20 protein-coding genes are annotated in these 25,982 nt (G+C 67.2%); 6 read left to right on the top strand and 14 right to left on the bottom strand.

Annotated features, from left to right (window positions below; translation table 11 throughout):
* Positions 1-42: 42 nt before the first annotated feature.
* Together gatB and GU927_RS18955 are read left to right on the top strand one after the other, a co-directional pair.
* Complete coding sequence (gene gatB, locus GU927_RS18960; RefSeq protein WP_161763976.1) at positions 43-1,554, top strand: Asp-tRNA(Asn)/Glu-tRNA(Gln) amidotransferase subunit GatB; 1,512 nt, start codon at positions 43-45, stop codon at positions 1,552-1,554.
* Between the two features lie 104 nt (positions 1,555-1,658).
* On the top strand, positions 1,659-2,036 hold the full coding sequence (locus GU927_RS18955) for a DUF4177 domain-containing protein (protein ID WP_161763975.1): 378 nt from the start codon (positions 1,659-1,661) through the stop codon (positions 2,034-2,036).
* Here the strand turns inward: GU927_RS18955 and GU927_RS18950 are convergent, their stop codons facing one another.
* The 3 genes from GU927_RS18950 to GU927_RS18940 all read right to left on the bottom strand — a co-directional run bounded on the left by GU927_RS18950 (position 2,037) and on the right by GU927_RS18940 (position 6,954).
* Positions 2,037-3,143, bottom strand: a complete 1,107-nt coding sequence (locus tag GU927_RS18950) for a pyridoxal phosphate-dependent aminotransferase (protein WP_161763974.1) — start codon at positions 3,141-3,143, stop codon at positions 2,037-2,039. It lies immediately after the preceding gene.
* A gap of 187 nt (positions 3,144-3,330) precedes the next feature.
* On the bottom strand, positions 3,331-6,240 hold the full coding sequence (locus GU927_RS18945; RefSeq protein ID WP_161763973.1) for a valine--tRNA ligase: 2,910 nt from the start codon (positions 6,238-6,240) through the stop codon (positions 3,331-3,333).
* A gap of 282 nt (positions 6,241-6,522) precedes the next feature.
* Positions 6,523-6,954, bottom strand: coding sequence for an Lrp/AsnC family transcriptional regulator (locus GU927_RS18940; RefSeq protein ID WP_161763972.1), 432 nt, complete (start codon positions 6,952-6,954; stop codon positions 6,523-6,525).
* Positions 6,955-7,169: 215 nt separating this feature from the next.
* On the opposite strand from GU927_RS18940, the gene GU927_RS18935 reads away from it, so the two are divergent.
* Together GU927_RS18935 and GU927_RS18930 are read left to right on the top strand one after the other, a co-directional pair.
* A complete protein-coding gene (locus GU927_RS18935) occupies positions 7,170-8,315 on the top strand; it encodes a type III PLP-dependent enzyme (RefSeq protein WP_161763971.1) in 1,146 nt (381 codons plus the stop codon).
* A 111-nt stretch (positions 8,316-8,426) separates the two neighbouring features.
* Positions 8,427-10,700 (top strand): xanthine dehydrogenase family protein molybdopterin-binding subunit, encoded by a 2,274-nt coding sequence (locus GU927_RS18930; protein WP_161763970.1) that lies wholly within the window; start codon positions 8,427-8,429, stop codon positions 10,698-10,700.
* A gap of 82 nt (positions 10,701-10,782) precedes the next feature.
* Here the strand turns inward: GU927_RS18930 and GU927_RS18925 are convergent, their stop codons facing one another.
* On the bottom strand, positions 10,783-12,078 hold the full coding sequence (locus GU927_RS18925) for a citrate synthase (protein ID WP_161763969.1): 1,296 nt from the start codon (positions 12,076-12,078) through the stop codon (positions 10,783-10,785).
* 85 nt (positions 12,079-12,163) lie between these two features.
* A complete protein-coding gene (gene gltX / locus GU927_RS18920) occupies positions 12,164-13,585 on the bottom strand; it encodes a glutamate--tRNA ligase (RefSeq protein ID WP_161763968.1) in 1,422 nt (473 codons plus the stop codon).
* 113 nt (positions 13,586-13,698) lie between these two features.
* Between gltX and GU927_RS18915 the strand changes: the two genes are divergently transcribed.
* Positions 13,699-15,720, top strand: coding sequence for a ComEC/Rec2 family competence protein (locus tag GU927_RS18915; RefSeq protein ID WP_161764031.1), 2,022 nt, complete (start codon positions 13,699-13,701; stop codon positions 15,718-15,720).
* Here GU927_RS18915 and lexA read toward each other — a convergent pair.
* From lexA to GU927_RS18885, 6 genes are all read right to left on the bottom strand, one after another.
* Positions 15,714-16,418: a transcriptional repressor LexA gene (gene lexA / locus GU927_RS18910; protein ID WP_161763967.1), complete on the bottom strand. Its 705-nt coding sequence runs from the start codon at positions 16,416-16,418 to the stop codon at positions 15,714-15,716. The two genes, GU927_RS18915 and lexA, sit on opposite strands and share 7 nt — an antisense overlap.
* An 81-nt stretch (positions 16,419-16,499) precedes the next feature.
* The gene (locus GU927_RS18905) at positions 16,500-17,678 is read right to left on the bottom strand and encodes a molybdopterin molybdotransferase MoeA (protein WP_161763966.1); all 1,179 of its coding nucleotides are present in this window, start codon (positions 17,676-17,678) and stop codon (positions 16,500-16,502) included.
* Positions 17,675-18,157, bottom strand: coding sequence for a cyclic pyranopterin monophosphate synthase MoaC (gene moaC, locus GU927_RS18900; protein ID WP_161763965.1), 483 nt, complete (start codon positions 18,155-18,157; stop codon positions 17,675-17,677). The genes GU927_RS18905 and moaC overlap by 4 nt, the downstream gene beginning before the upstream one ends.
* Positions 18,154-18,960, bottom strand: a complete 807-nt coding sequence (gene trpC, locus GU927_RS18895; protein ID WP_161763964.1) for an indole-3-glycerol phosphate synthase TrpC — start codon at positions 18,958-18,960, stop codon at positions 18,154-18,156. Before trpC ends, moaC begins: the two co-directional genes overlap by 4 nt.
* Positions 18,961-19,004: 44 nt before the next feature.
* Complete coding sequence (gene trpD, locus GU927_RS18890) at positions 19,005-20,021, bottom strand: anthranilate phosphoribosyltransferase (protein ID WP_161763963.1); 1,017 nt, start codon at positions 20,019-20,021, stop codon at positions 19,005-19,007.
* Positions 20,018-20,611, bottom strand: coding sequence for an anthranilate synthase component II (locus GU927_RS18885; protein ID WP_161763962.1), 594 nt, complete (start codon positions 20,609-20,611; stop codon positions 20,018-20,020). Before GU927_RS18885 ends, trpD begins: the two co-directional genes overlap by 4 nt.
* Positions 20,612-20,747: 136 nt before the next feature.
* Here GU927_RS18885 and GU927_RS20655 point away from each other — a divergent pair, with 136 nt between their 5' ends.
* On the top strand, positions 20,748-22,181 hold the full coding sequence (locus GU927_RS20655; protein WP_161763961.1) for a divergent polysaccharide deacetylase family protein: 1,434 nt from the start codon (positions 20,748-20,750) through the stop codon (positions 22,179-22,181).
* 201 nt (positions 22,182-22,382) lie between these two features.
* Here the strand turns inward: GU927_RS20655 and trpE are convergent, their stop codons facing one another.
* From trpE to GU927_RS20720, 3 genes are all read right to left on the bottom strand, one after another.
* Positions 22,383-23,891, bottom strand: coding sequence for an anthranilate synthase component I (gene trpE / locus GU927_RS18875; RefSeq protein WP_161763960.1), 1,509 nt, complete (start codon positions 23,889-23,891; stop codon positions 22,383-22,385).
* A gap of 14 nt (positions 23,892-23,905) precedes the next feature.
* Positions 23,906-25,783: a peptidylprolyl isomerase gene (locus tag GU927_RS18870; RefSeq protein ID WP_161763959.1), complete on the bottom strand. Its 1,878-nt coding sequence runs from the start codon at positions 25,781-25,783 to the stop codon at positions 23,906-23,908.
* Positions 25,784-25,855: 72 nt separating this feature from the next.
* A partial coding sequence (locus tag GU927_RS20720) for an integrase core domain-containing protein (protein WP_161763958.1) occupies positions 25,856-25,982 on the bottom strand: 127 nt, incomplete at its 5' end.

Below are 25,982 nucleotides of genomic sequence, written 5' to 3'. Positions count from 1 at the left end.
CGCCCTAGACAGTCCGTCAAACGGATTGAAGGACGGCGGGACATGCTTGACCTTGGCTTTGAAGCCCCGAAACCCAAGGTGATCGCGGGCGCGACGGGGGATTGGGAACTGGTGATCGGCATGGAAATCCATGCGCAGGTCGCCTCGAACGCCAAGCTCTTCTCGGGCGCCTCGACGCAGGTCGGGGCCGAACCCAATTCCAACGTGGCCTTCGTCGATGCCGCCATGCCCGGGATGCTGCCCGTCATCAACGAATTCTGCGTGGAACAGGCCGTCCGCTCGGGCCTCGGGCTCAAGGCGCAGATCAACCTGCGCTCGGCCTTCGACCGCAAAAATTATTTCTACCCCGACCTGCCGCAGGGCTATCAGATCAGCCAGCTCTACCACCCCATCGTGGGCGAGGGCGAGGTGATCGTGGAAATGTCCCCCGGCGTCGCCCGCCGCGTGCGGATCGAACGCATCCATCTGGAACAGGATGCGGGCAAATCGATCCACGACATGGACCCCAACATGTCCTTCGTCGACTTCAACCGCACCGGCGTCGCGCTGATGGAAATCGTGTCGCGCCCCGATATCCGCGGGCCCGAGGAAGCGGCGGCTTACGTTGCCAAACTCCGCCAGATCCTGCGTTACTTGGGCACCTGCGACGGCAACATGCAAAACGGCAACCTGCGCGCGGACGTCAACGTCTCGGTCTGCCGCCCGGGCGATTACGAACGTTATCAGGCCACGCAGGATTTCGGCCATCTCGGCACGCGGTGCGAGATCAAGAACATGAACTCGCTCCGCTTCATCCAGGCCGCCATCGAATACGAGGCGCGGCGTCAGATCGCCATCCTCGAGGATGGCGGCAAGGTCGATCAGGAAACCCGCCTCTACGACCCCGACAAGGGCGAGACGCGGTCGATGCGCTCCAAGGAAGAGGCGCATGACTACCGCTACTTCCCCTGTCCCGACCTCCTGCCGCTGGAGATCGAACAGGCATGGGTCGATGACATCGCGGCATCCATGCCCGAACTCCCCGACGCCAAGAAAGCCCGCTTCATGGCCGATTTCGGCCTGACCGACTATGACGCGAACGTCCTGACCGCCGAACTCGACAACGCCGCCTTCTTCGAAGAGGTGGCACGGGGCCGTGACGGCAAGCAGGCCGCGAACTGGATCATCAACGAACTCTTCGGTCGCCTGAACAAGGAAGGCAAGGGCATCACCGAAAGCCCCCTCTCGGCGGCCCAGATCGGCGGCGTCCTCGACCTGATCGCGTCGGGCGAGATCACGACCAAGATGGCAAAAGACCTGTTCGAAATCCTCTGGACCGAAGGCGGCATCCCCGCCGAGGTGGCGGCAAAGCACGGCATGAAGCAGGTCACCGACACGGGCGAGATCGAACGCGCGCTGGATGCCCTGATCGCGGCCAATCCCGAACAGGTGGAAAAGGCCAAGGTCAATGCCAAGCTGGCGGGCTGGTTCACCGGTCAGGTGCTCAAGGCCACCGGCGGCAAGGCCAATCCGGCCGTCGTCAACCAGATGGTAGCGCAGAAACTGGGCCTCTGATCGCAGCGGCAAGGCGGTCGGCGGCAAAGCCCGCACCGCCCGCTTCCGCCCTTGGCCTTGTCCCCGCCGCAGCCTATCTTCCGCCTGTGCCACCGGAGCCCGCGATGCAGCGTTACGAATTCAAGGTCATCCCCGCCCCCCGCCGCGGCACCAAATCGCGCGAAGCCAAGACGAACGAGGACCGCTTCGCCCTGACGCTGTCCACCCTGATGAACGATCTCGGGCGCGACGGCTGGGACTATGTCCGCGCCGAAACCCTGCCGACCGAGGAACGCGCGGGCTTCATGAAGACGCGACTGGTCGAACAGACCATGCTGGTCTTCCGCCGCCCGCTGGGCGGTGCGACGGCCGCGGCCGCCAGCCTTGCCGCCACCCTGACCGAGGCTCCCCGCGCCATCGCGGCCGAGCCTCCGGCCCCCCGTCTGGGCCCCGCCATCGAACCGCCCCCCGGTCAGGCCCCCGCCATCGGCAAGGCCGAGTGATCAGCCCGCCGCCGCGCGCAGCGCCTGCGGCAGCACCTCTTCCAGCACATCCAGATCGGCAGGCGTGCCCGCGCTGATCCGGATGCAGCGGTCCAGCGGCGCCACCCCGGGCATCCGGATGAACAGCCCCCGCGCGATGCACTCGCGCAGGACCGCCCGCGCAAAATCTCCGTCCCGCCCGCAATCCACCGTCACGAAATTCGTGGCCGACGGCAGGGCGCGCAGCCCGTTCGCCGCCGCGATCCCCGCGATCCTGTCGCGCGCCGCCGCCACCTTGCCCTGCACATCCCGCAGCCAGCCCTGATCGGCCAGCGCCGCCAGCGCCCCCGCCTGCGCCACGCGCCCCATCCCGAAATGGTTTCGCACCTTGTCAAAGGCGCGGATCAGCGCGGGCGCCCCGATCGCATAGCCCACCCGCAACCCCGCCAGACCATAGCCCTTGGAAAAAGTCCGCATCCTTATCACCCGCGGATCATCCGCCGCGATCCGCGGCACCGCCCCCGCAGGCGCAAGGTCGGCATAGGCCTCGTCCAGCACCAGCAGCGCGCCTTCGGGCAGGGCTGCCACCATCTCCTCGACCACGCCCGCCTCATGCCACGTGCCCATCGGATTGTCGGGATTGGCGAAATAGACCAGCTTCGCCCCCACCTCCCGCGCCTTTTGCACCAGCGCGTCGGTATCCTCGCGGTCGTCGCGATAGGGCACGCGGTGCAGCTCCGCGCCAAAGCCCGCGACGTGGAAGTTGAAGGTCGGATAGGCCCCGAGCGAGGTCACAACCCGATCCCCCGACCCCGCCACCAGCCGCACCAGAACCCCCAGCAACCCGTCGATCCCTTCCCCCACCACGACATGCGCCGCCGTCACCCCGTGATGCGCCGCAATCGCCGCGCGCAGGTCATGCACCTCGGGATCGCCATACATCCACGCTTCGCCCGCCGCCGCCGCCATCGCCGCGATGGCCCGGGGCGAGGGGCCGAAACGGCTTTCATTCGCGCCCAGCCGCGCGCGGAAGGGGCGGCCCATGGCGCGCTCCTGCGTCTCGGGCCCGACGAAGGGCACGGTATCGGGAAGGCTGGCGGCAAGCGGGGTGAGGCGGGGTCCGGTCATGCGCCGCAGGGAAACGCGGCGCAGCGAAAAGCGCAAGGGGGGAAGGATTTTCTGGCGAAAATCCTTCGCAACGATCCTTCTTGCGAAGGATCGCCCCCGCCGATCCGGCCCGCCAGAAGGGCACGATCTGTCGCCAGAAAGATCGCCCCGAAGGATTTTCGCCAGAAAATCCTTCGCCCGCGGACGATCAGCCGATCTCGGCCAGACGCTTCAGCGCGGCCTCGAGCTTGCCCGCCTCGTCCTCGCGCGCCTCCAGATTGGCGCGGGCCTCTTCGACCACCTCTTCCGGCGCGCTGGCGACGAAGGCGGGGTTGCCCAGACGGCCCTTCAGCCCCCCGATCTCTTTCCCCAGCTTCTCCAGCGCCTTGGACAGGCGCGCCTTCTCCTCGGCGATGTCGATGATCCCGTCCAGCGGCATGGCGAATGCCGCGCCTTCCAGCGCGATGGAGACGGACCCCTTCGGCGCGCTGGCGGCCTCGGTCAGGCTTTCCACCCGCGCCAACCGCTTGATCAGCACCTCGTTCCGCGCCCAGGCCTGCCGCGCCTCTTCCGACAGGGTCGTGGCGACAAGGTCGATCTTCAACCCAACCGGCACATGCATCTGCGCGCGGGCCGAGCGGATCTCGTCGATCAGCCCCGTCACCCAGCCCATCTCGCGATCCGCCGCCGCATCGGCGAGGCTTTGGTCCGCCTCCGGCCAGTCGGTATGGACCAGCATCTTCGCGCGGGTTCCGGTCGTGGCCCAAAGCTCCTCGGTGATGAAGGGCATCATCGGATGCAGCAGGATCATGCAGCGGTCCAGCACCCATGCCATGACCTTGCGCGTCTCCTCCGCCGCATCGCCGTCGAACAGGGGCTTGGCGAATTCCACATACCAGTCGCAGACCTTGCCCCAGACGAATTTGTAAAGCGCATCCGCCGCCTGATCGAAGCGATAGTCCGCCAGCGCCGCATCCACCTCGGCCAGCGTGCGGACGGTTTCCCCGATGATCCACCGGTTCGCCGTGGCTGTGGCCGCGGGCGCGGCGGATTGCGTCGCGTGCCCCTCCCACACCCCGTTCATCTCGGCAAAGCGGCAGGCGTTCCACAGCTTCGTGCCGAAATTCCGATACCCCGCGATCCGCGCCGTATCCAGTTTCAGCACGCCGCCCAGCGACGCCATCGCCGCATTGGTAAAGCGCAGCGCATCCGCGCCGTATTCCGCGATGATCTCCAGCGGGTCGATGACATTGCCCAGCGATTTGGACATCTTCTTGCCCTTGGCGTCCCGCACGAGGCCATGCAGATAGACCGTCCTGAACGGCACCTCGCCCACCACGGCCAGTTGCATCATCATCATCCGCGCGACCCAGAAGAACAGGATGTCCTGCCCGGTAATCAGGACGGATGTCGGGAAGAACCGCTTCAGCGCATCCGTCTCTTCCGGCCAGCCCAGCGTCCCGATCGGCCAGAGGCCGGAGGAGAACCATGTGTCGAGGACGTCGGGGTCGCGCTCCAGCCTGCGCCCACCCGCCATCGCCTGTGCCTCGGCCTCGGTCGCGGCGCAGTAATGGTTGCCCTCGTCATCATACCACACCGGAATCTGGTGCCCCCACCACAACTGGCGCGAGATGCACCACGGCTCGATATTGTCCAGCCAGTGGTAATAGGTCCGCTCGCCGCTTTCGGGGATGATCTTCACCGCGCCCGACCGCACGGCGTCCAAGGCGGGTTGCACGATTCGAACCGTATCCACGAACCATTGGTCCGTCAGCATGGGTTCAATTACCACTTTCGAACGATCACCGAAGGGCTGCATGATCTTCTTCGCCTCGACCAGCGGCACGGGCGCATCCGCCCCTTCGGCATCCTTCTTCACCGCCGCCTTTCCCAGACGCGCATCATCCGCCCGCGTCATCACGGCCAGACCTTCGCCCGTGATCTCCTCGACCACGCGCTTCCTCGCCTCCATCCGGTCCAGCCCCCGCAGGTGATCGGGGACAAGGTTCAGCGCATCCGCCTCCGCCTCGGACAACACCCGCTCGCCCCGCGCCACGGCCTGCGCCACCGCCGCCGCCTCGGCGTAAGCCACCCCGTCATCGCGCAGCCGGGCGCGGGTGTCCATCAGGCGATAGCAGGGAATCCCCCCCCGTTTGGCCACGCCATAGTCGTTGAAATCATGCGCCCCCGTGATCTTCACCGCGCCCGACCCGAAGGTCGGGTCCGGATATTCATCCACGATGATCGGGATCAGGCGGCGATGCGCCTTTGGCCCCACCGGAATCTCGCACAGCTTGCCCACGATGGCCGCGTAACGCTCATCCGACGGATGCACCGCCACCGCGCCGTCGCCCAGCATCGTCTCGGGCCGCGTCGTGGCGATGGAGATGTAGTCGCGGACCTCGTCCACCACCACGCGCCCCTCGGCATCCTTTTCGACATAGCGATAGGTGGCTCCGCCCGCGAGCGGATACTTGAAATGCCACATATGCCCGTCGACCTCGATATTCTCGACCTCCAGATCGGAAATCGCCGTCTCGAAATGCGGGTCCCAGTTCACCAGCCGCTTGCCGCGATAGATGAAGCCCTTGTTGTAAAGGTCCACGAAGACGCGGATCACCGCATCGTGGAAATTGCCCTCTTCCCCCTCGGGCGCGTTGGGTGCGCCCGACATGGTAAAGGCCTCGCGGTCCCAGTCGCAGGAACAGCCCAGCCGCTGCAACTGCCCGATGATCGTGCCGCGCGATTTCCGCTTCTGCTCCCAGACCCGCAGGGTAAAGGCGTCGCGCCCCATCTCGCGGCGGCCGGGTTCGCCCTTCGCCGCCATCTCGCGTTCCGTCACCATCTGGGTGGCGATCCCCGCATGGTCCGTCCCGGGCTGCCACAGCGTGTCATGCCCCTTCATGCGGTGCCAGCGGGTCAGGATGTCCTGCAACGTGTTGTTGAAGGCATGGCCCATGTGAAGCGATCCCGTGACGTTCGGCGGCGGGATCATCACGCAAAAGCTTTCCGCCCCGGGCCGCGCATTGGCCCCGGCGCGAAACGCCTTCTCCTCGATCCATTTCGCGGAAATCCGCGCCTCGGCCCCGGCGGCGTCAAAGGTCTTTTCCATCGGCATCGCGTGCATCCCCTATCGTCGCCGCGGGTTCTAGCGCGGCCAAGGGCCAAGGGAAAGCGCCAGATGCCACCTCCGCATCCGGCTGGGTCCGGCTGGCCCTTCGGTCGAACCGTCGGCTGAAACCTGCGGCGGCCCGTCCCGCCGCCGCCCGCGATCGGGGTCAGGCGGGGGGGGCGGGTGCAGCGCATGCTGCCTTCTCGGCCGGACCCTTAACCCGCCGCCCGCTGCGTATGTACACCTGTCTGCACAGCCGACGGCACAAGCTGCGGCCAAGGCCGATTCTCACACGGCGCGGTCGATCCGTGTCGACAGGTGGATCAGGCTTTCGGACGACTTCACCCCCGTGATCGTGCCGATCTGGTCCAGCACCTGATCCAGCACCTGCGTATTGGGACAGGCGATCTGCATCAGCAGATCGAACCGCCCGCTGGTGGTAAACACCCGCTCCACCTCGGAAATCGCCTTCAGACGTTGAAGGATTCCCGCCTGCGCCCGCGGCTCGATCGTCAGCAGGACCGATGCCCGCAGCCGCCCCTGACGGGCCCCTTCACCCAGTTTCAACGTATATCCGGCTATGACTCCGGTCGTCTCCAGCCGCTCCAGCCGCGCCTGGATGGTGCTGCGCGCAACCTTTAGTCGTCGCGCCAGCGTCGCCACCGACATACGGGCATCCGCCCCCAGAAGTCCCAATATGTTGCGATCCAGTTCGTCCATGCATTCTGCCCGATCATTTCGTCATTATGACGACGTTTCGCGGCATTTATACAGTTTTGTCCGGTGAAGTTGTACCCCATATGCGGCATCCTCGATTGCAGGAAAAGGGCGGCTCATACGCACCTGGCCTGGTTGGAAAAAACCTCGCAGGTGCCGCTGTCCGTAACATGCAAACGGGGAGGGCTTGCGTCTTGTTGGCAGAAAGGATCACGCCGATGGGACTGTCCAAAACGATCTGGACCAATCCGACCGAATTCCTCCGCAACCAGCAGCCGGAAAATCCGGTGCTGTTCTTCTCGCCCTCGGCACTTCAGGCCGCCGCGCGCCGCTTCATCGACGGCTTCCCCGGCATGGTCACCTATGCCGTGAAGTCGAACCCGGGCGAAGAGGTCATCGAAAACCTCGCCGCCGCCGGTGTGCGCGGCTATGACTGCGCCTCGGCCTTCGAGATCGACCTGATCCGCCGCCTCGCCCCCGATGCGGCGATCCATTACAACAACCCCGTCCGCGCCCGGGCCGAAATCCAGCATGCCGTCGAAAAGGGCGTGAAATCCTATTCGGTCGATTCGAAATCGGAACTGGCCAAGCTGATCGAACTCGTCCCCGCGCAGGACACCGAGATTTCGGTGCGCTTCAAGCTGCCCGTTGCAGGGGCGGCCTACAATTTCGGCGCGAAATTCGGTGCCACAGCGGAACTTGCGACCGAACTTCTGGCGACTGTCGCGGCGGCGGGGTTCATCCCCTCGCTCACATTCCACCCCGGAACGCAATGCACCGACCCCGCCGCATGGGAAACCTATATCCGCACCGCCGCCGAGATCGCGCGGAACGCTGGCGTCACCATCGCGCGTCTGAACGTGGGCGGCGGCTTCCCCTCGCACCGCCTGACCGGCGTGATCCCGCAGCTCGAGGCGACTTTCGCCCTGATCGACCGCGTGGCGACCGAAGCCTTCGGCGACAACCGCCCGCTTCTGGTCTGCGAACCGGGCCGTGCGCTTTGCGGGGATGCCTTCACGCTGGCCGCCCGCGTCAAGGCGCTGCGCGACGATACCCATGTCTTCCTGAATGATGGCGTCTACGGCACGCTGACCGAGCTGCCGCTGATCGGCGTCATCGACCGGATCGAGGTGCTCTCGCCCGAAGGCAACCGCCGCAAGGGAGAGGCGCAGGGCCGCATCGTCTTTGGCCCCACCTGCGACTCGGTCGACCGCCTGCCGGGCGAGGTGATGCTGCCCTCCGACATCGCGGAAGGCGACTATGTCATCGTGCAGGGGATGGGCGCCTATTCCACCGTCACCAACAGCCGCTTCAACGGCTTTGGCGATGTGGCCATGGCGACGGTCCTGTCGCTCAAGGTCTGACCGCCTTTCCGGTTAACGAACGGTTAACCGCCACGAATACCGCGCCCCCGGCTGGACATTCCCCGCCGGGGGCGTAGGTTTTGCGGCTGTCGAACAAAGGAACAGCCCGTCATGAAATTCGGTCAGGCCCAGCCCGCCAACCGCCGCGAGGATATCCGCTTCCTGACCGGACAGGGCCGCTATGTCGATGATATTGCGCCACAAAATGCGCTGCGTGCATGGTTCCTGCGGTCCGACCGCGCCCATGCCGACATCACCCGCCTCGACGTCTCGGCCGCCCGCAACGCGCCGGGCGTGCATCTGGTCCTGACCGCCGACGACCTGCGCGAACAGGGGGTCGAGGCAGGGATGCGCTTTTCCCGCATGACCAACCGCGATGGCACCAAGGGCGCCGCCCCCCGTCGCCCCGTCCTTGCCGAAGGTCGCGTCCGGTTTGTGGGCGAGGCCATTGCGATGATCGTGGCCGAAACGCTGGATCAGGCCCGCGATGCGGCCGAGCTTGTCGAACTCGACATGGACGAACGGCCCGTCGCCCTCTCCCTCGAACCCGGCGCGGCGCAGATCCACGCGGAGGCCCCCGCCAACCTCGCCTTCGACTACGGCATCGGGCACGAGGCCGAAACCGAAGCCGCCCTCGCCGCCGCCGCCCGTGTCATCCGGCTCGAGGTGCTCCACAACCGTATCATCGTGAACCCGATGGAGCCGCGCGGCGCATGGGCCGACTGGGACGGGTTGCGCCTGCATCTCTGCGTGAACGGGCAGGGCGTCTGGGTGCAAAAGCGCGAACTGGCACGGATGCTGGCCCTGAACCCCGAGGCGGTCCGCGTGACGAACCCCGATGTCGGCGGCGGTTTCGGCATAAAAGCAATGACTTACCCCGAATACCCCGTCATCGCACAGGCCGCGCGCCTGCTGGGCCGCCCCGTGCGCTGGATGTCCGAACGGGGCGAGGGGATGCTGACCGACAATGCCGGTCGTGACCTGATCGCGCGGGCCGAGATAGGGTTCGACGCGGACCACCGCATCACCGGCTATCGCGTCACGGTCCTGTCGAACCTTGGCGCCTATAACTCGCAATTCGGGCAGGGCATCCAGTCCGAACTCTTTGCCAAGGTCCTGACCGGACTTTACGACATCCCCCATGCCTGGCTGAACGCCAAGGGGGTCTTTACCAACACCGCCCCCGTCGACGCCTATCGCGGCGCGGGCCGGCCCGAGGCGATCCTGACCATCGAACGCGTGATGGACGAAGCCGCGCGCGTTCTCGGCGTCAGCCCCTTCGACCTGCGGCGGCGGAACTTCATCCGCACCTTCCCCTATCGCAGTGTGACGGGGTCCTTCATCGACGTGGGCGACTTCGACCGCGTGCTGTCGCGGGCCGAAGCCGAGGCGGATGTCGCAGGCTTTGCTGCACGCAAAAAGGCAAGCGAGGCCAAGGGTTTGCTGCGGGGTCTGGGCCTTGCCGCCTATATCGAATCGATCCTTGGCGATGCCGATGAAACCGCGCGCCTGACGCTGGATGCCGATGGCGGGGCGACGCTTTATGTGGGCACCCAGTCGAACGGGCAGGGGCACGAAACCGTCTATGCCCGCATGGCCGCCGGAATGACAGGGCTGGACGAGGCGCTGATCCGCGTCGTGCAGGGCGACAGCGACCTGATCGCCAAGGGCGGCGGGACAGGCGGGTCGCGCTCGGTCACCGTGCAGGGCACCGCGCTGCGCGAGACGGTGGCGCAGGTCGTGGCGGGTTTCGTCGATTTCCTGCAGGCCGATCTCGGGCTGGACGGTGTCGCCTTCGACGGTCGCACCTTCGGCGCCCCCGGATCGAACCTGCGCCTGACCTTGGCCGAGGCGGCGGAACTGGCCCGCGAGAAGGGCCGCGACGACCTGTGCGACCGCTCCGCCACCATCACGCTGGAAGGCCGCTCCTTCCCCAACGGCGCCCATCTGGCCGAGGTCGAGATCGACCCCGAAACAGGCGCGCTGCGGCTGGACCGCTATACAGTCGTCGACGATTTCGGCACGCTGATCGAACCCGCGCTGGCCATCGGGCAGGTCCACGGCGGCATCGCGCAGGGCTATGGTCAGGCGGTCTGCGAGAATGCGGTCCATGACGGAACCGGCCAGCTTCTGACCGCCAGCTTCATGGATTACGCCATGCCGCGGGCGGATGAGCTGCCCTTCTTCTCCTTCACATCGGAACCCGTGCCCTCCATCCTCAACCCCTTTGGCATGAAGGGCTGCGGCGAGGCGGGAACGGTCGGCGCGCTGGGGGCCATCTCCAACGCCGTGCGCGACGCGCTGGCGGGGCAGGGGGTGACGCGCGTCGACATGCCCTTCACGCCGCAGCGGGTGTGGGCGTGGTTGCAGGAGGCGGGGCGTTAGACCCGTCCGCACCAAGCCACGGATGCACAAAGAAAAACGGCCGCCGGTTTCCCGACGGCCGTTCCATTTCCGGCGGACCCGCTCAGCGGTGGCGGATATCCACGTAATCCCGCTTGGGCGAGCCGATATAGAGCTGGCGCGGACGGCCGATCTTCTGGTTCTTTTCGCCGATCATCTCTTTCCACTGGCTGATCCAGCCCACGGTCCGCGAGATGGCGAAGATCGGCGTGAACATCGAGGTGGGGAAACCCATCGCCTCGAGGATGATGCCCGAATAGAAGTCGACGTTCGGATAAAGCTTCTTCGAGACGAAGTAGTCATCCGACAGCGCGATGCGTTCCAGTTCCTTGGCGACCTGCAACAGCGGGTTGTTGTCGACGCCCAGCAGGCCCAGCACCTCGTCCGCGCTTTCCTTCATCACGGTCGCGCGCGGGTCGAAGTTCTTGTAGACGCGGTGGCCGAAGCCCATCAGGCGGAAGCCCGAATTCTTGTCCTTGGCCTTGGCCACGAATTCCGGAATCCGGTCGACGGTCCCGATTTCCTTCAGCATTTCCAGACAGGCCTGGTTCGCCCCGCCATGCGCCGGACCCCAGAGGCAGGCGATCCCCGCCGCGATGCAGGCAAAGGGGTTCGCGCCCGACGACCCCGCCAGACGCACCGTCGAGGTCGAGGCGTTCTGTTCATGGTCGGCGTGGAGCATCATGATGCGATCCATCGCCTTTTCGAGGATCGGGTTGACCACGTAATCCTCGGCCGGGACGGCAAAGCACATGTGCAGGAAGTTGCCCGCATAGGACAGCGCGTTCTTGGGGTACACGAAGGGCTGGCCCACCGAATACTTGTAGGCCATGGCGGCGATGGTCGGCAGCTTGGCCACCATCCGGATCGCCGCGACCTCGCGCTGCCACGGATCGTTGATGTCCAGCGAGTCGTGATAGAAGGCCGACATCGCGCCCACGACGCCCACCATCGTGGCCATCGGGTGGCTGTCCCGGCGGAAGCCGCGGAAGAAGTTGTGCATCTGTTCATGCACCATCGTGTGGCGCGTGATGCGGCTCTTGAAATCGGCCAGTTGCGACGCCGTCGGCAGCTCTCCGTAAAGCAGCAGGTAGCAGACTTCGACATAGGAGGAATGCGCCGCGAGTTGTTCGATCGGATAGCCGCGATGCAGCAGCTCGCCCTTGTCGCCGTCGATATAAGTGATCGCGCTTTCGCAGGCGGCGGTCGAGGTGAAGCCGGGGTCGAAAGTGAAGACGTCGGCTTCCCCGTACAGCTTGCGGATATCCAGCACATCCGGGCCGAGGGTGGGCGAATGCACCGGCAGATCATAGGTCTTGCCGTCCAGTGTCAGCGTCGCGGATTTCTTGCTTTCGGCCATCTCTCAACGTCCCTCGTTATGCCGGATCGGCCGGGCAGTCCGGCCAGCGGCAGCTAGCAGCAATACGGCCGAAGCGAGGAGGGCGTTAGCCCGCAGCATCCTCGAGCCGCGCAATCGTCTCGTCCCGACCGATGACTAACATCATGTCGTAAACGCTTGGTGTGGCGCTCCGGCCCGCAAGGGCGGCGCGCAGCGGTGCGGCCAGTTTGCCGAAACCGATGCCGTGGGCCGCGGCAATTTCGGTCAGGATCGGCTCAAGCGCGTCCTTTGTCCAGCTAGCAGTTTGCAGGCGCGGCGTCAACGATTTCAGTATACCACGGGATACCGTATCCAGCGCCTTGCCCGAGGCCTCATCCGCCACGACAGGCCGCGATGTCAGCGCAAAATGAGCCTTTTCAAGCAGTTCGGGAAAGGTCTTTGCACGGTCCTTCACACAGTACATGGCACGCGACAGGAGGTCGCGCTGTGCGTCGGCAAGGGCGGGGCGGCCAGAAGCGGCAAGGTAGCCCTCGATTTCATGCAGCAGTGCGGCATCGTCCGTCGCGGCAATATGAAGCCCGCAGATATTCTCCAGCTTCTTGAAATCCAGCCGCGCGGGGGCGCGCCCGATCTGGGGCAGGTCGAACCACTCCATCGCCTGCGCGCTGGTGAAGAATTCGTCGTCGCCATGCGCCCAGCCCAGACGGGTCAGGTAGTTCCGCATCCCCGCCGCCGGATAGCCCTGCGCCTGATAGTCGCCCACCGCCGTCGCGCCGTGGCGTTTCGACAGCTTCTTGCCATCCGGCCCGTGGATCAGGGGGATATGCGCCCATACGGGGATCGCCCAGCCCATCGCATCATAGACCATCTGCTGGCGCGCGGCGTTGTTCAGATGGTCGTCGCCCCGGATCACATGGGTCACGCCCATGTCGTGGTCATCCACCACCACGGCCAGCATATAGGTCGGCGTCCCGTCCGAACGCAGGACGATCATGTCGTCCAGCTGGTCGTTGCGGAACCGCACCGTGCCCTGCACGGCGTCCTCGACCAGCGTCTCGCCCGTGCGCGGGGCCTTCATGCGGATCGCATAGGGGGCGTCGGGATGGGTTGCGGGATCGGCATCGCGCCACGGGCTCTGGAACAGGGCGTAGGACACTCCCTTCGCCTCCTGATCCGCGCGGAAGGCGGCGATCTCTTCGGGCGTGGAGAAGCATTTATAGGCCGTTCCGCGTGCCAGCATCAGATGCGCCACCTCGGCATGGCGGTCCTTGCGTTCGAACTGGCTGACCGCGTCGCCATCCCAGTCAAGGCCAAGCCAGCGCAGGCCCTGCAGGATGGCTTCGGTCGCCTCGGGCGTCGAACGCTCGCGGTCGGTATCCTCGATCCGCAGCAGGAATTTGCCGCCCCGTCCGCGCGCGTAAAGCCAGTTGAACAGCGCCGTGCGCCCGCCCCCGATATGCAGATAGCCGGTGGGCGAGGGGGCAAAGCGGGTGACGACCTGAGTGTCGGCGGTCTTGACGGCGCACATGGCCTTTAACCTTTCGGAAACCTGTCGGGGGCTAGGGTTGCGCCTGTCTAGGCAATCGCGGGGCGGGAAACAAGGTGGCCGGGATCGGGGCTGTTGTGCAACAGCCACTCCGCATGCTGGAGCGGCAGCGGGGACATCTTTTCCCCTTTCTTCCCGTCGGTCTGGGCATTGGAACCGGCCTGTGGTTCGCGCTGCCTGCCGACCCCCGAGGCGTGCATTACGGGCTGGTTCTGCTGGCGCTGGCCTGCTGTGCGGTGGCCTTGCCCTTCACGAGTGCGGGGCGGCCATTGGTGCTGATGCTGGCATCCGTGCTGTGTGGCGTCCTTGCCTGCGGCGCGAGGGTGGAACTGGTATCTGCGCCGGTTCTGTCCGAGCGGTATTACGGCCCTGTCACGGGGCGGGTTGTCGATGTCGACCGGTCACAGGCGGGGGCGTTGCGGATCACGCTGGATCGGGTCTGGCTGACCGGCGTTCCGCCCCCCGAGAGTCCCGCGCGGGTGCGGATCTCGCTGCAGGAGGGGGCGGTGGTGCATGATCCGGTCCCCGGCGACGTGGTCATGGTCACGGCCCATCTCGACGCGCCCGGCGGCGCGGTGGAGCCCGGGGGCTTCGACTTCCGCCGCATGGCCTTTTTCGACGCGCTGGGAGCGGTGGGCTATGCGCGCACGCCGCTCCTGCTGTGGGACGAGGCGGCCGAGGGCGAGGCCCGTGTGGGCCGGTTGCGCGCCCATCTTTCGGCGGCGATACGGCGGGCCATCGCGGGCGATGCGGGGGCCTTTGCGGCGGGGGTGCTGACCGGCGACCGATCCGGGCTTTCGGTCGATGCCGTGGCGGACCTGCGCGATTCCAGTCTGGCGCATCTTCTGGCGATCTCGGGGATGAACATGGCCTTTCTGGTGGGGTTCACCTTTGGCCTGTTGCGGTACGGGCTGGCGCTGGTCCCGCCCGTTGCCCTGCGCGTGGACAGCAAGAAGGTCGCAGCTGCGGTGTCGCTGGCTGTGGCCTGCTTCTATCTGCTGCTGTCGGGCGCCAATGTCGCCACGGAGCGGGCCTTCATCATGGTCGCGGTGATGCTGGTGGCGGTGCTGCTGGACCGGCTGGCGATCACGCTGCGGTCGGTTGCGATTGCGGGGATGATCCTGCTGCTGTGGCAGCCCGAGGCGCTGTTGTCGCCGGGGTTCCAGATGAGCTTTGCGGCGACTGTCGCGCTGATCGCGGGTTTTGCCGCGGTGAATGACCGCATGCTGCGGCGGGGGGTGCCGTGGCTGGCGCGGATCGGGGTGACGGTGGTGCTGGCCTCGGTCATCGGCGGGTTTGCCACGGCGCCCTATGCGGCGGCGCATTTCAACCGGTTCACCGATTACGGGCTGCTGGCGAACCTGCTGACGGGTCCGGTGATGGGGCTTGTGGTGATGCCTGCGGGGGCGATGGCCGCGCTGCTGGCACCTTTCGGGCTGGCTGCGCCCGCACTCTGGGTGATGGAACAGGGCTGCCGCTGGATCCTTTTCATCGCGGACCGGATCGCGGGGCTGGACGGGGCGGTCACCGCAATACCGGCACCGCCGCCGCAAGTGCTGCCGGTATTGACGCTTGGTCTGGTCTGGCTGGTCTTGTGGGGCGGTCGGGGGCGTTGGCTGGGGCTTGTGCCGGTCATGGCGGCGATGGCGCTCTGGACCACGGCCGAGCGGCCTGTGCTGCTGGTCGCCGGGGGCGGTCTGGTCGGCGTGGCGGGCCCCGAGGGGCGGGCGCTGTCGCGCGCGCGGGGCGAGGGGTTCACGGCGCGCAACTGGCTGGAAAATGACGGCGATCTGGCGACGCAGGAAGAAGCCTCTGCCCGCGCGGGTTTCGTCGAGACCGGAGCGGGGCTGGTCTTCGGCTTTGCGGGCCGGTCAGGGTTGCTGGTCCGCAAGGGGGATCCCCTGCCTGCGGGATGCGGCGGGCATGATCTGGTGGTGGCCCCGCAGGGGGGTGTGGCGGATGAAACCTGCCTCTGGCTGACGGATGACATCCTGCGCGCGACGGGCACGCTGGCCTTTTACCCGACAGCCCAAGGGGTTACGGTCTTTTCGACCCATGGCACGGCGCGGATATGGTCCGTTCCCGCCCGCCATGTGCTGTGGCCGGGGGATCAGTAGGTGCGGATCAGCCCGACCAGCCGCCCCTGCACCCGCACCGCATGGTCGGGGAAGACGCGGGTTTCGTAGGCGGGGTTCGCCGCCTCGAGCGCGATCATGCCACCGCGGCGGCGGAAGCGTTTCAGGGTCGCCTCCTGCTCTTCCACCAGTGCCACGACGATATCGCCATTCTCGGCCGTGGACTGTTCGCGGATCACGACGATGTCGCCATCGTTGATGCCCGCCTCGATCATGGAATCGCCTTTGACTTCAAGGGCATAGTGATGCCCGCGGCCAGAGAGCATGGAGCCCGGGACCGAGACATGGTGCGAGATTTCTGCAATCGCCTCGATCGGCACGCCGGCGGCGATACGGCCCATGACGGGCAGTTCCATGGCATGGAGGCTGTCGACCGGCATGGCGGCGCGCGGTGCTTCGGCGCGGGGGGCAGGTTCGGGTTTGGAGCCGGTGATCACCCGCGGTCGGAAGCCGGGTTTTTCCATCGCCTCTGGCAGTTTGACGATCTCGAGCGCGCGGGCGCGGTGGGCGAGGCGGCGGATGAAGCCCCGCTCCTCCAGCGCGGTGATCAGGCGATGGATGCCGGATTTGGAGCGCAGGTCGAGCGCCTCTTTCATCTCGTCAAACGAGGGGGGGACGCCATCGGCATCCATCCGCGTCTTGATGAAATCCAGCAGTTCGAGCTGTTTGCGGGTCAGCATGCGCCACTCCAACGCCAAGGGTGTTGATGCTATGTTCTGCCAGTGTTCCCGTTTTGTGTCAAGCGCGCCGTAAAAATGTGGTTAAAGGGGCAGATAATCCACCTCGGTCCCTGCGGGCAGGGCGGGGCCGTCCTTGGGCCTGACCAGCAGCGCGTCGGCCTGTGTCAGGATGGTGAGCAGCGCGCTGTCCTGACGATCGAAGGGTGCGATGCCGGGCAGGTCCGCGCCGGGCGAGAGGCGGGCGCGCATGTAATGGGTGCGCGGGCCGGTCGGCGGGACGTCCATGGCCAGACGGGCGCGGCGGGTTGCGGGCGGGTGTTCGCCCAGACCCAGCATGGCGCGGATCATGGGCAGCATGAAAAGATGGCCGCACACGATGGAAGAGACGGGATTTCCGGGCAGCCCCAGCATCGGCGCGCCGCGCAGGCGTCCGGCCATCAGCGGTTTGCCCGGGCGCATCGCGATCTTGTAGAAGGCGCGCTCCAGCCCCATGCTTTCGGCCACGCGACCGACAAGGTCATGATCCCCCACCGATGCTCCGCCGATGGTGACGACAAGATCGGCGCCCTCGGTCATGGAGAGGACGGTGAAGAGCTCTTCCTTGGTGTCGCGGGCGATGGGCAGGAGACGCGCCTCGGCCCCCGCCTCTTCGGCCAAGGCGGCGAGGGCGAAGTTGTTCGAGGCGATGATCTGGTCGGGCGCCGGGTCTTCGCCGGGCATCACCAGTTCGTCCCCCGTGGCGATGAGGGCGACGACAGGGCGGCGGCGGACCGTCACCTCGGGGATGTTCATAGCGGCGAGAAGGGCGATGTCATTGGGCCGCAGGAGGCGGGGCGCGAGGGCGTCACCGGTGCGGAAATCCTGACCGGCGGGGCGGATATGGGTGCCGCTGTCGGCACCGGCGCGGATGGTGATGGTATTGCCCTGCGCGTCCACATCTTCCTGTATCACGACGCGGGTCGCGCCTTCGGGGACGGGGGCGCCGGTGAAGATCCGCAGCGCCTGACCGGCGGCAAGGCGGCCCTGCCATTCGTGGCCCGCGCCTGCCTCGCCCACCACGGTGAAGCGGTCGCCCGCGACGGGATCGCCCCCCAGTGCATAGCCGTCCATGGCCGAGGCGGCGAAGGGCGGCTGGTCGCGGCGGGCGATGGCGGGTTCGGCCATGACGCGGCCCGCCGCCGCGCGCAGCGGCACGGTTTCCGTGCCGAGCGGCGAGACGAGCGCGAAGCAGCGCGCCAGCGCCTCGTCGACCGAGATCATGCGCCGGCCTCGAAGCGGCCGGACTTGCCGCCTTCTTTCATCAGAAGGCGGATGCCTTCGATCCGCATCCCCTTTTCCGCGGCCTTGAGCATGTCGTAGACCGTGAGGCAGGCCACCGAGACGGCGGTGAGCGCCTCCATCTCGACCCCCGTCTGGCCGCCGGTCTTGACCGTGGCGGTGACGCGGATGCCCGGAAGGGCGGGGTCGGGGACGAGGTCGAGCGCGACCTTGGTGACGGGCAGGGGGTGGCAGAGCGGGATGAGGTCGGAGGTCTTTTTCGCCCCCATGATCCCCGCCAGCCGCGCCACGCCAAGGACGTCGCCCTTCTTGGCGCGCCCCTCGGTCACGAGGGCCAGCGTTTCGGGCTGCATCACGACCGCGCCTTCGGCCACGGCGGTGCGGTCTGTCACCGGCTTGGCCGAGACGTCGACCATATGGGCATGGCCCTGATCGTCGAAATGGGTGAGGGGGTTCGTCATCTTTGCCCCGTCAGCGGGCGGGCGAGGATGGCGCGGGTCGCGGCCTCGACATCCTTCTGGCGCATGAGGCTTTCGCCGATCAGGAAGCAGCGCGCGCCGTAGCGGGCGAGGTCGGCAAGGTCGTCGGGGGTGTAGAGGCCGCTTTCCGCGATGATCAGACGATCCTCGGGCACGCGGCGGGCCAGATCGCGGGTGGTGTCCAGCGTCACCTCGAAGGTGTGCAGGTTGCGGTTGTTGATCCCGATGAGCTGCGATTTCAGACGCGCCGCGCGTTCCAGTTCGGCCTTGTCATGCACCTCGATCAGCACATCCATGCCCCAGCCGAGCGCGGCATCTTCCAGTTCCGCCGCCTGGCTGTCGGAGAGCGAGGCCATGATGAGCAGGATGCAGTCGGCGTGCAGGCCGCGGGCTTCGGTGATCTGGTAGGGGTCGTAGATGAAATCCTTGCGCAGGCAGGGAAGGGCCGTCGCGTCATGGGCCTGTGTCAGGTATTCGTCGGCGCCCTGGAAGCTGGGGCCGTCGGTCAGGACGGACAGGCAGGTGGCGCCGCCCGCCTCGTAGGCGCGGGCAAGGGCGGGCGGGTCGAAATCGGCGCGGATGAGGCCCTTGGAGGGGCTGGCCTTCTTGATTTCGGCGATCAGGCCATAGCCGGACTGCGCGGCCTCCGTCAGGGCGCGGGCAAAGCCGCGCGGGGCGGGGGCGGCATTCGCGGCCTCTTCAAGGTCGTGCAGCGACCGCTGCGCCTTGCGTGCGGCCACTTCTTCCAGCTTGTAGGCCTTGATGCGGTCGAGGATCGTGCTCATTCGGTCTGCCTTGTCGTGCCCGCAGGGGCGGGGATGGGCGGGGGTCAGCCCGCCGAGGTGATGCGGGCCAATGCGTCCACCTTGGCCCGTGCGGCGCCGCTGTCGATGGATTGGCGGGCGAGGTCAACCCCTTCGGACAGGGAGGAAACGCGCTCGGCCACGACAAGTGCCGCGGCGGCGTTGAAAAGCACCGCGTCCCGATAGGCCCCCGGTGCGCCGTCCAGCAATTCGCGGAAGGCGGCGGCGTTCTGGGCGGGGGTGCCGCCAAGGATCGACTCGAAGGGGTGATAGGGCAGGCCCGCATCCTCGGGGCCGATGTCGAATTCGCGGATCATCCCGCCTTCGAGTGCTGCGACCTTCGACTTCGCGGCGATGGAGAGTTCATCGGTGCCGTCGCCGCCATGGACGAGCCATGCCTTTTCCGATCCCAGCGCAAGCAGGGTTTCGGCCATCGGGCGGATCAGGCGGGGTGTGAAGGCGCCGGTCAGTTGCCGCTTGACCCCTGCGGGATTGGTCAGGGGGCCAAGGATGTTGAAGATCGTCCGCGTGCCGAGTTCCGTCCGCACGGGGCCGACATGACGCATGGCGGGGTGGTGCATGGGGGCCATCATGAAGCCGATGCCCGCCTCGGCCAGACAGCGTTCCACGACGTCGGGGCCGACCATGACGTTCAGGCCCAGTTCCGTCAGCGCATCGGCCGAGCCGGATTTGGACGACAGGTTCCGGTTGCCATGCTTGGCCACCGCCACGCCCGCGCCCGCCACGACGAAGGCGGTCGCGGTGGAGATGTTCAGCGTGCCCTTGCCGTCGCCGCCGGTGCCGACGATGTCCATCGCGCCTGCGGGGGCGGCCACCTTGTGGCATTTCGACCGCATGACGGTTGCGGCGGCGGCGTATTCGTCCACCGTCTCGCCCCGCGTACGCAGGGCCATGAGGAAGCCGCCCATCTGGGCGGGCGTGCCTTCGCCGTTGAAGAGCGCCTCGAAGGCGGTCTCGGCCTCGGCCCGGGTCAGCGGGCGTTCGGCGGCGATGCCGATCAGGGGGCGGAGCGCGTCGCTCATGCCGGCACCCGTGCGGCGGCCTTCGCCTCGTCGAGGAAATTCCGCAAGAGCTGGTGGCCGTGTTCGGAGGCGATGCTTTCGGGGTGGAACTGCACGCCTTCGATCAGCCGCTCCTTGTGGCGCAGGCCCATGATCGTGCCGTCCTCAAGCCATGCGGTGACTTCCAGACAGTCGGGCAGGGTGGCGCGGTCGACGATCAGCGAATGATAGCGCGTGGCAAGGAAGGGCGAGGGCAGGCCGCGGAACACGCCTTTGCCCGCATGGTGCATGGCGCCCATCTTGCCATGCACGATCTCGTTGCAGCGGACGACATTGCCGCCGAAGGCCTGACCGATGGTCTGGTGGCCAAGGCAGACGCCCAGAAGGGGGATGCGCGCCTCGGCCGCGGCGGTGGCCAGCGGCAGGCAGATTCCCGCCTGTGCGGGGTCGCAGGGACCGGGCGAGAGGACGATGCATTCGGGGCGCAGGGCCAGAACCGCCTGCACATCCAGCGCGTCATTGCGTTTGACGACGACATCCGCCCCCAACTCGCCCAGATAGTGGACGAGGTTGTAGGTAAAGCTGTCATAGTTATCGATCAGGAGCAGCATCTTGCGGGGCCTTGCCGGATAGGGGATGAACCCCGTGATTGGTCGGGCTATACATGGGCCGAGCGGCGAAGGGGCGTCAAGTCAAAGTGACGCTGCCAGCGGTCCGTTAGGGGCCGGTGAAGAAGGAGTTCGGGCGGTGATCCGCAGTTACCTATCCGGTATGTTTTGGGGGGCCGTCGTGGCGGGGACGGGGCTTGCCGTGGTGTCGCAGGTTGCGCCGCTGCCTGCTTCGGGCCCCGTCGAACCTTTGGTCGAGGCCCCCGCCCCCGACAGTGCCGCACCGGAACCCGCGCCGCTGCCCGCAGCACCCGAGGCGGAACCCGCGCCCGAGATCCTGCAGAAGGGACCAGTGACCGAGGAAGAGCCTGACGTCGGGGCGGAGGAAAGCGCAGGGGACGAGGACGGCACCTTGGCGGATGATCCCGCGCAAGCCCCTGCCGCAGAAGGGGAAAGTGCCACGCCATCCCCCGCCGCAGGCGTGACGTCCGAGGCCCCCGCAGCGCCCCTTGCCCCTGCCGCCGCGGCGGAGGGGGACGCGCTTGCCAGTCCGCAGGCCGAGGCGGCCCCGGGTGTCGTTCCGGCGGACGAGCCTGCCGCACCATCGGCCGAGGCCGTGCCCGAGGTGCAAGGCGAACCGCCCGCCGCACCTGTGGAAGAGGCGCTGTTGCGGCCCGATCCGGCCCCGTTTGCCGACCCCGCCCCTGCCCTGATCGCGCCCGAGGAACCGGTTGTGATCGCGCCCGAACCTGCCCCCGGTCTTGCGAGCGATGGCGGGATCGACATGGCCGTGCCGGAGGTCGAAACGGACCGCCTGCCACGCATCGGTGATCCGGAGGAGGGTGCAGGCGACGCTGCGCCGGACCCCGGGGTCTTGGCCGTGACAGGGACCACGCCGCTGGAGCTTTTCGCGGCGCAGTTCGACAATCCCGAGGCGAAGCCGCTGTTTTCCATCATCCTGATCGACCGCGGAACATCCGCCGAAGACCGTGCCAATCTGGCCGCGCTGCCCTTTCCAGTGACCTTTGCGCTGGACCCTCTGGCGGCGGATTCTGCCGAGGCGGCAAGGGTTTACCGCGCGGCGGGGCAGGAGGTGGCGATGCTGGCCGCGGGGATTCCGGCGGGGGCGACGGCGGCGGATATGGAGCAGACCTTCCAGGCGCTGGACATCGCCCTGCCCGAGGCGGTGGTGGTGCTGGACGATGCGGCGGCGGGGTTTCAGGACAAGCCGGAGCTTGCGCGGCAGGCGGTGCCGATCGTGGCGGCGCAGGGGCGGGGGCTGGTGACCTATGACCGCGGGCTGAACACCGCCGATCAGGTCGCGCGGCGCGAGGGGGTTCCGGCGGCGGTGATCTTCCGCGTGCTTGATTCCGAAGGGGAATCCATCCCGAAGATGCGAAACTACCTTGACCGCGCGGCCTTCAAGGCGGCGCAGGAGGGGCGGGTGCTGGTGATCGGGACAACCAAGCCGGAAACGGTGGCGGCGATCCTTGAATGGACGGTGGAGGGGCGGGCGTCGACGGTGGCGCTGGCGCCGGTGAGCGCGGTTCTGGAGGCCACGCCAAAGCCCTGAGAACGCTGCGTTATCCGTTTGCAGCGCGGCAATTCGGGTTGTCCGGATGCTGTGCAGACGGTTGTACCGCAGGCTGTGCATACGCACGGTGCCCGAAGGGGGCGTTAACCACGGTGGCAGAGGGCGCGCGGCGGGGGTTTTGCACCCCCGCACCCCCGCAGGATATTCGGGCAGAGAAGACGGCGGCGCGGCCCTGAGCGATCAGGCGTTGCCGCGGCGGGTGAAGAGACCCGCATCTTCGGCCGCGCGGCGGAGCGCGCGGGATTTGTTGACGGTCTCCTGATACTCGGCCTCGGGGTCGCTGTCATAGACCACGCCGCCGCCCGCCTGAATGTAGAGGGTTTCGTCCTTGAGCACTGCTGTCCGGAGCGCGATGCAGAAGTCCATCTCGCCGTTGCAGGCGAAATAGCCCACGCCGCCGCCATAGACGCCGCGCTTTTCGGGTTCCAGCTCGTCGATGATTTCCATCGCGCGCACCTTGGGCGCGCCGGACACCGTGCCTGCGGGCAGGCCCGCAAGCAGGGCGGAGAGGGCGTCTTCGCCTTCCGCGATCTGGCCCACCACGTTCGAGACGATGTGCATGACGTGGGAATAGCGTTCGATGATGAATTTCTCGGTCGGGCGGACGGTGCCGACCTTGGCCACGCGGCCCACGTCGTTGCGCCCGAGGTCGAGGAGCATGAGGTGTTCGGCCAGTTCCTTGCGGTCGGCGAGGAGGTCGAGTTCCAGCGCCTTGTCCTCTTCGGGCGTCGCGCCGCGTTTGCGGGTGCCGGCGATGGGGCGGATGGTCACCTCGCCGTCGCGCAGGCGGACGAGGATTTCGGGGCTGGCCCCCACGACCTGAAACCCGCCGAAGTTGAAGAAGAACATGAAGGGGGACGGGTTGGTGCGGCGCAGCGAGCGGTAGAGCGCGAAGGGCGGCAGTTCGAAGCGTTGCGACCAGCGTTGCGAGGGGACGACCTGAAAGATGTCGCCCGCGCGGATGTAGTCTTTCGCCTTTTCCACGGCCGCCTTGTAGCCGTCATGGGTGAAGTTGGATGTCGCCTCGCCCACGGGAGCGGCCTCGCCGAAGTCGCGCTGGGCGGGGGGGGCGCGGTCGAGGTCGCGCAGCGCGTCCATCACGCGTTCGGCGGCCTGTGCATAGGCGGCGCGGGCGGTCAGGCCGGAATTGACCCATGCGGGGGCGACGAGGGTCACGTCGCCCTTGACCCCGTCGAGCACCGCCACGACCGAGGGGCGCATGAGGACGGCATCGGGCAGGCCCAGCGGATCGGGGTTCACGTCGGGCAGGTGTTCCACCAGACGGATCATGTCATAGCCGAGATAGCCGAAGAGGCCGGAGGCGATGGCGGGCAGCCCTTCGGGCAGGTCGATCCGGCTTTCGGCGATCAGCGCGCGGATGGCGTCGAGCGGGTGGCCGTCAAGGGGCGTGAAGGCGGTGGCGTCGAAGCGCGCCTCGCGGTTGATGCGGCTGGTCTGGCCGTGGCATTGCCAGATCAGGTCGGGCTTCATGCCGACGACCGAGTAGCGGCCCCGCACCTCGCCCCCTGTCACGCTTTCGAGCATGAAGGTGTCGGCGCGTGCCTCGGCCAGTTTGAGCATGAGCGAGACGGGCGTGTCGAGGTCGGCGGCGATGCGGGCGTGGACGATCTGGTTCTTGCCAGCCATCCAGCCGCGTTCGAAGTCTTCGAAGGCGGGTTCGAGTTTCATGCGTGCCCTTGCCTTCAGTTCATCTGCGCGTTGACCGCGTTGACGGCGGTCTGGTCGATCTGGATGCCCGCCTCGGTCGACAGCGCGTTGGTGAAGAGCGCGAAGGCATCCTGCGCCAGCGTCTGCTGGGCGCGGATGGCGATGGAGTCGCGCAGTGCCTCGGCATCCTCGCCCGCGGTTTCGGCGGGGGAGATGGTGTCAAGGCGCAGGAGGCCGGTGAAACCGTCGCCCTGCACCACGCGGAGTTCCTCCTGTTCCATCGCGAAGAGCGTGTCGAGCAGATCGGCGGGCGCGGATTCGACAAAGCCGTCGCGGGTGATGTTGCGGGTGACGCTGACAATGCCGAAGGCGCCAAGCGATTTGCCGCCCCCGACCTCGGCCTTGATGGCCTCTGCGCGGGCGGCCAGCGCCTTTTGCGTGGCCTCAAGGCGCCATGCGGCGGTTGCGTCCTCGCGCACCTCGTCCAGCGGGATGGGGGCGGGGGGGACGATCTGGTCAAGGCGGAGGGCGACGAGCGCACCGTCGTCAAGCTGGATCGCCTCGGGGAAGTCGCCCTCTTGCAGGGCATCGGCGGCTTCGCGGAAGTCGGGATAGGCGGCGATGCCTTCGGGGCTTTCGGCGCCGGTGACATAGTCGATGGTGGCGATGTCCATCTTCGCCTCGGCCGCGACTTCCTCGAGGTCGGCGCCGGAGGCGAGGAGGTCGTCGATTTCCTCGATCCGCGCCGAGATGGCGCGGCGGGCGGCGTCGGTCTTCATCTCGGCCGAGAGGGTTTCCTTGGCGTCCTCGAAGCTGGTTTCCTGCGCGGCGAGGATGGCGTTCATGCGGAAGAGCGCGGGGCCGAGGTCGGACGGGGCGGGGCCTGCGACGCCCGGTTCGGTCAGGGCGAAGACGGCCTTGCCCGCCGCGCCGAGATCGGTTTCGGAGACGTCGCCCATGTCGACATCGGTCAGCGACAGGCCGCGTTCGGTGACGAGCTGGTCGAAGGTGACCTCGCCCGCGTCGAGGCGGGCGCGGGCGGCCTGAGCGTCGGCCTCGGTCGGGAAGACGAGGCGTTCGACGAGGCGCTTTTCGGGGATCATGAATTCGTCGATGCGCGAGTCGTAGAGGTCGCGCAGCGCGGCCTCGTCCACTTCCATTTCGGGGGCGAGGGTTTCGGGCAGCAACGCGACATAGGTGATGCGCTTCGCCTCGGGCTTGGTGAAGCGGTCGATATTGGCGTCGTAGAAGGCGGTCAGCTCTTCTTCGGTGGGGTCGGCGACGGGGGCGGTCAGGTCGGCTTCGGTCAGTTGCAGGAGCGAGAAGCTGCGCCGTTCGCCCGCCCAGGCGGTGAGCGTGTCGGTCAGGGCGGCGGGGGCGGTGAAGCCGCCGACGATGGCGCCTTGCAGGACGGAGCGGGCGATATCCTCGCGGATGCCCTGTTCGAAATCGGCCTCGGTCAGGTTGTTGCGGTCGAGTGCGAAGCGGTAGGCCTCGCGGTCGAAGGTGCCGGAGCTGCCCTTGAAGGCGTCGATGGCGGTGATCTCGGCCGCGACGGAGGCGTCGCCTGCGGAGATGCCGATGCGGGCGGCCTCGTTGTCCAGCGCGGCGCGGGTGACGACGGTCTGCAGGACGCGCTGGTCGATGCCGAAGGCCTGCGCCTGCTGGAAGGTGACGGGTTGGCCGAACTGGGCGGAGATGGCGTTCATCTCCTGCCGCAGGGCGCGGGCGTAGTCGTTCACGTCGATCTCGCGGTCGCCCACCTTGCCGATGGAATTGACGCCGCCGCCGAAATTGGTGACGCCAAAGCCGCCGAGGCCGAGCATGACGAGGACGAGGATGCCCCAGACGATGAAGGAGCCTGCCTTCTTCTTCTTGCGGGGCTGGTCGTCGGTCTGGGTCGTCTTGGCCATGGGTCGCGCCTGTCCGGGCTGGGATGTGTCGCAGCCTGTCTAGTGGGTCAGCGCGCGGTGGGCAAGCGGGGGCTAGATGTGAGTTCTCAGAAGGTCATTCACCCTTGCGATTGGCGGGAGGCCGCCCAGTGCAGAATGTGGTCGTGACTGGTTGAACCAGTCAAGCCAGCGCGTGAGGTCGGCGTTTCGCGCTGCTGAT

The sequence above is a fragment of the Paragemmobacter amnigenus genome (assembly GCF_009908265.2).
In the GTDB taxonomy this organism is placed as follows: domain Bacteria; phylum Pseudomonadota; class Alphaproteobacteria; order Rhodobacterales; family Rhodobacteraceae; genus Paragemmobacter; species Paragemmobacter amnigenus.
Note: the sequence above shows the minus strand (reverse complement) of the source record. Positions and strands in the feature narration are given on the sequence as shown.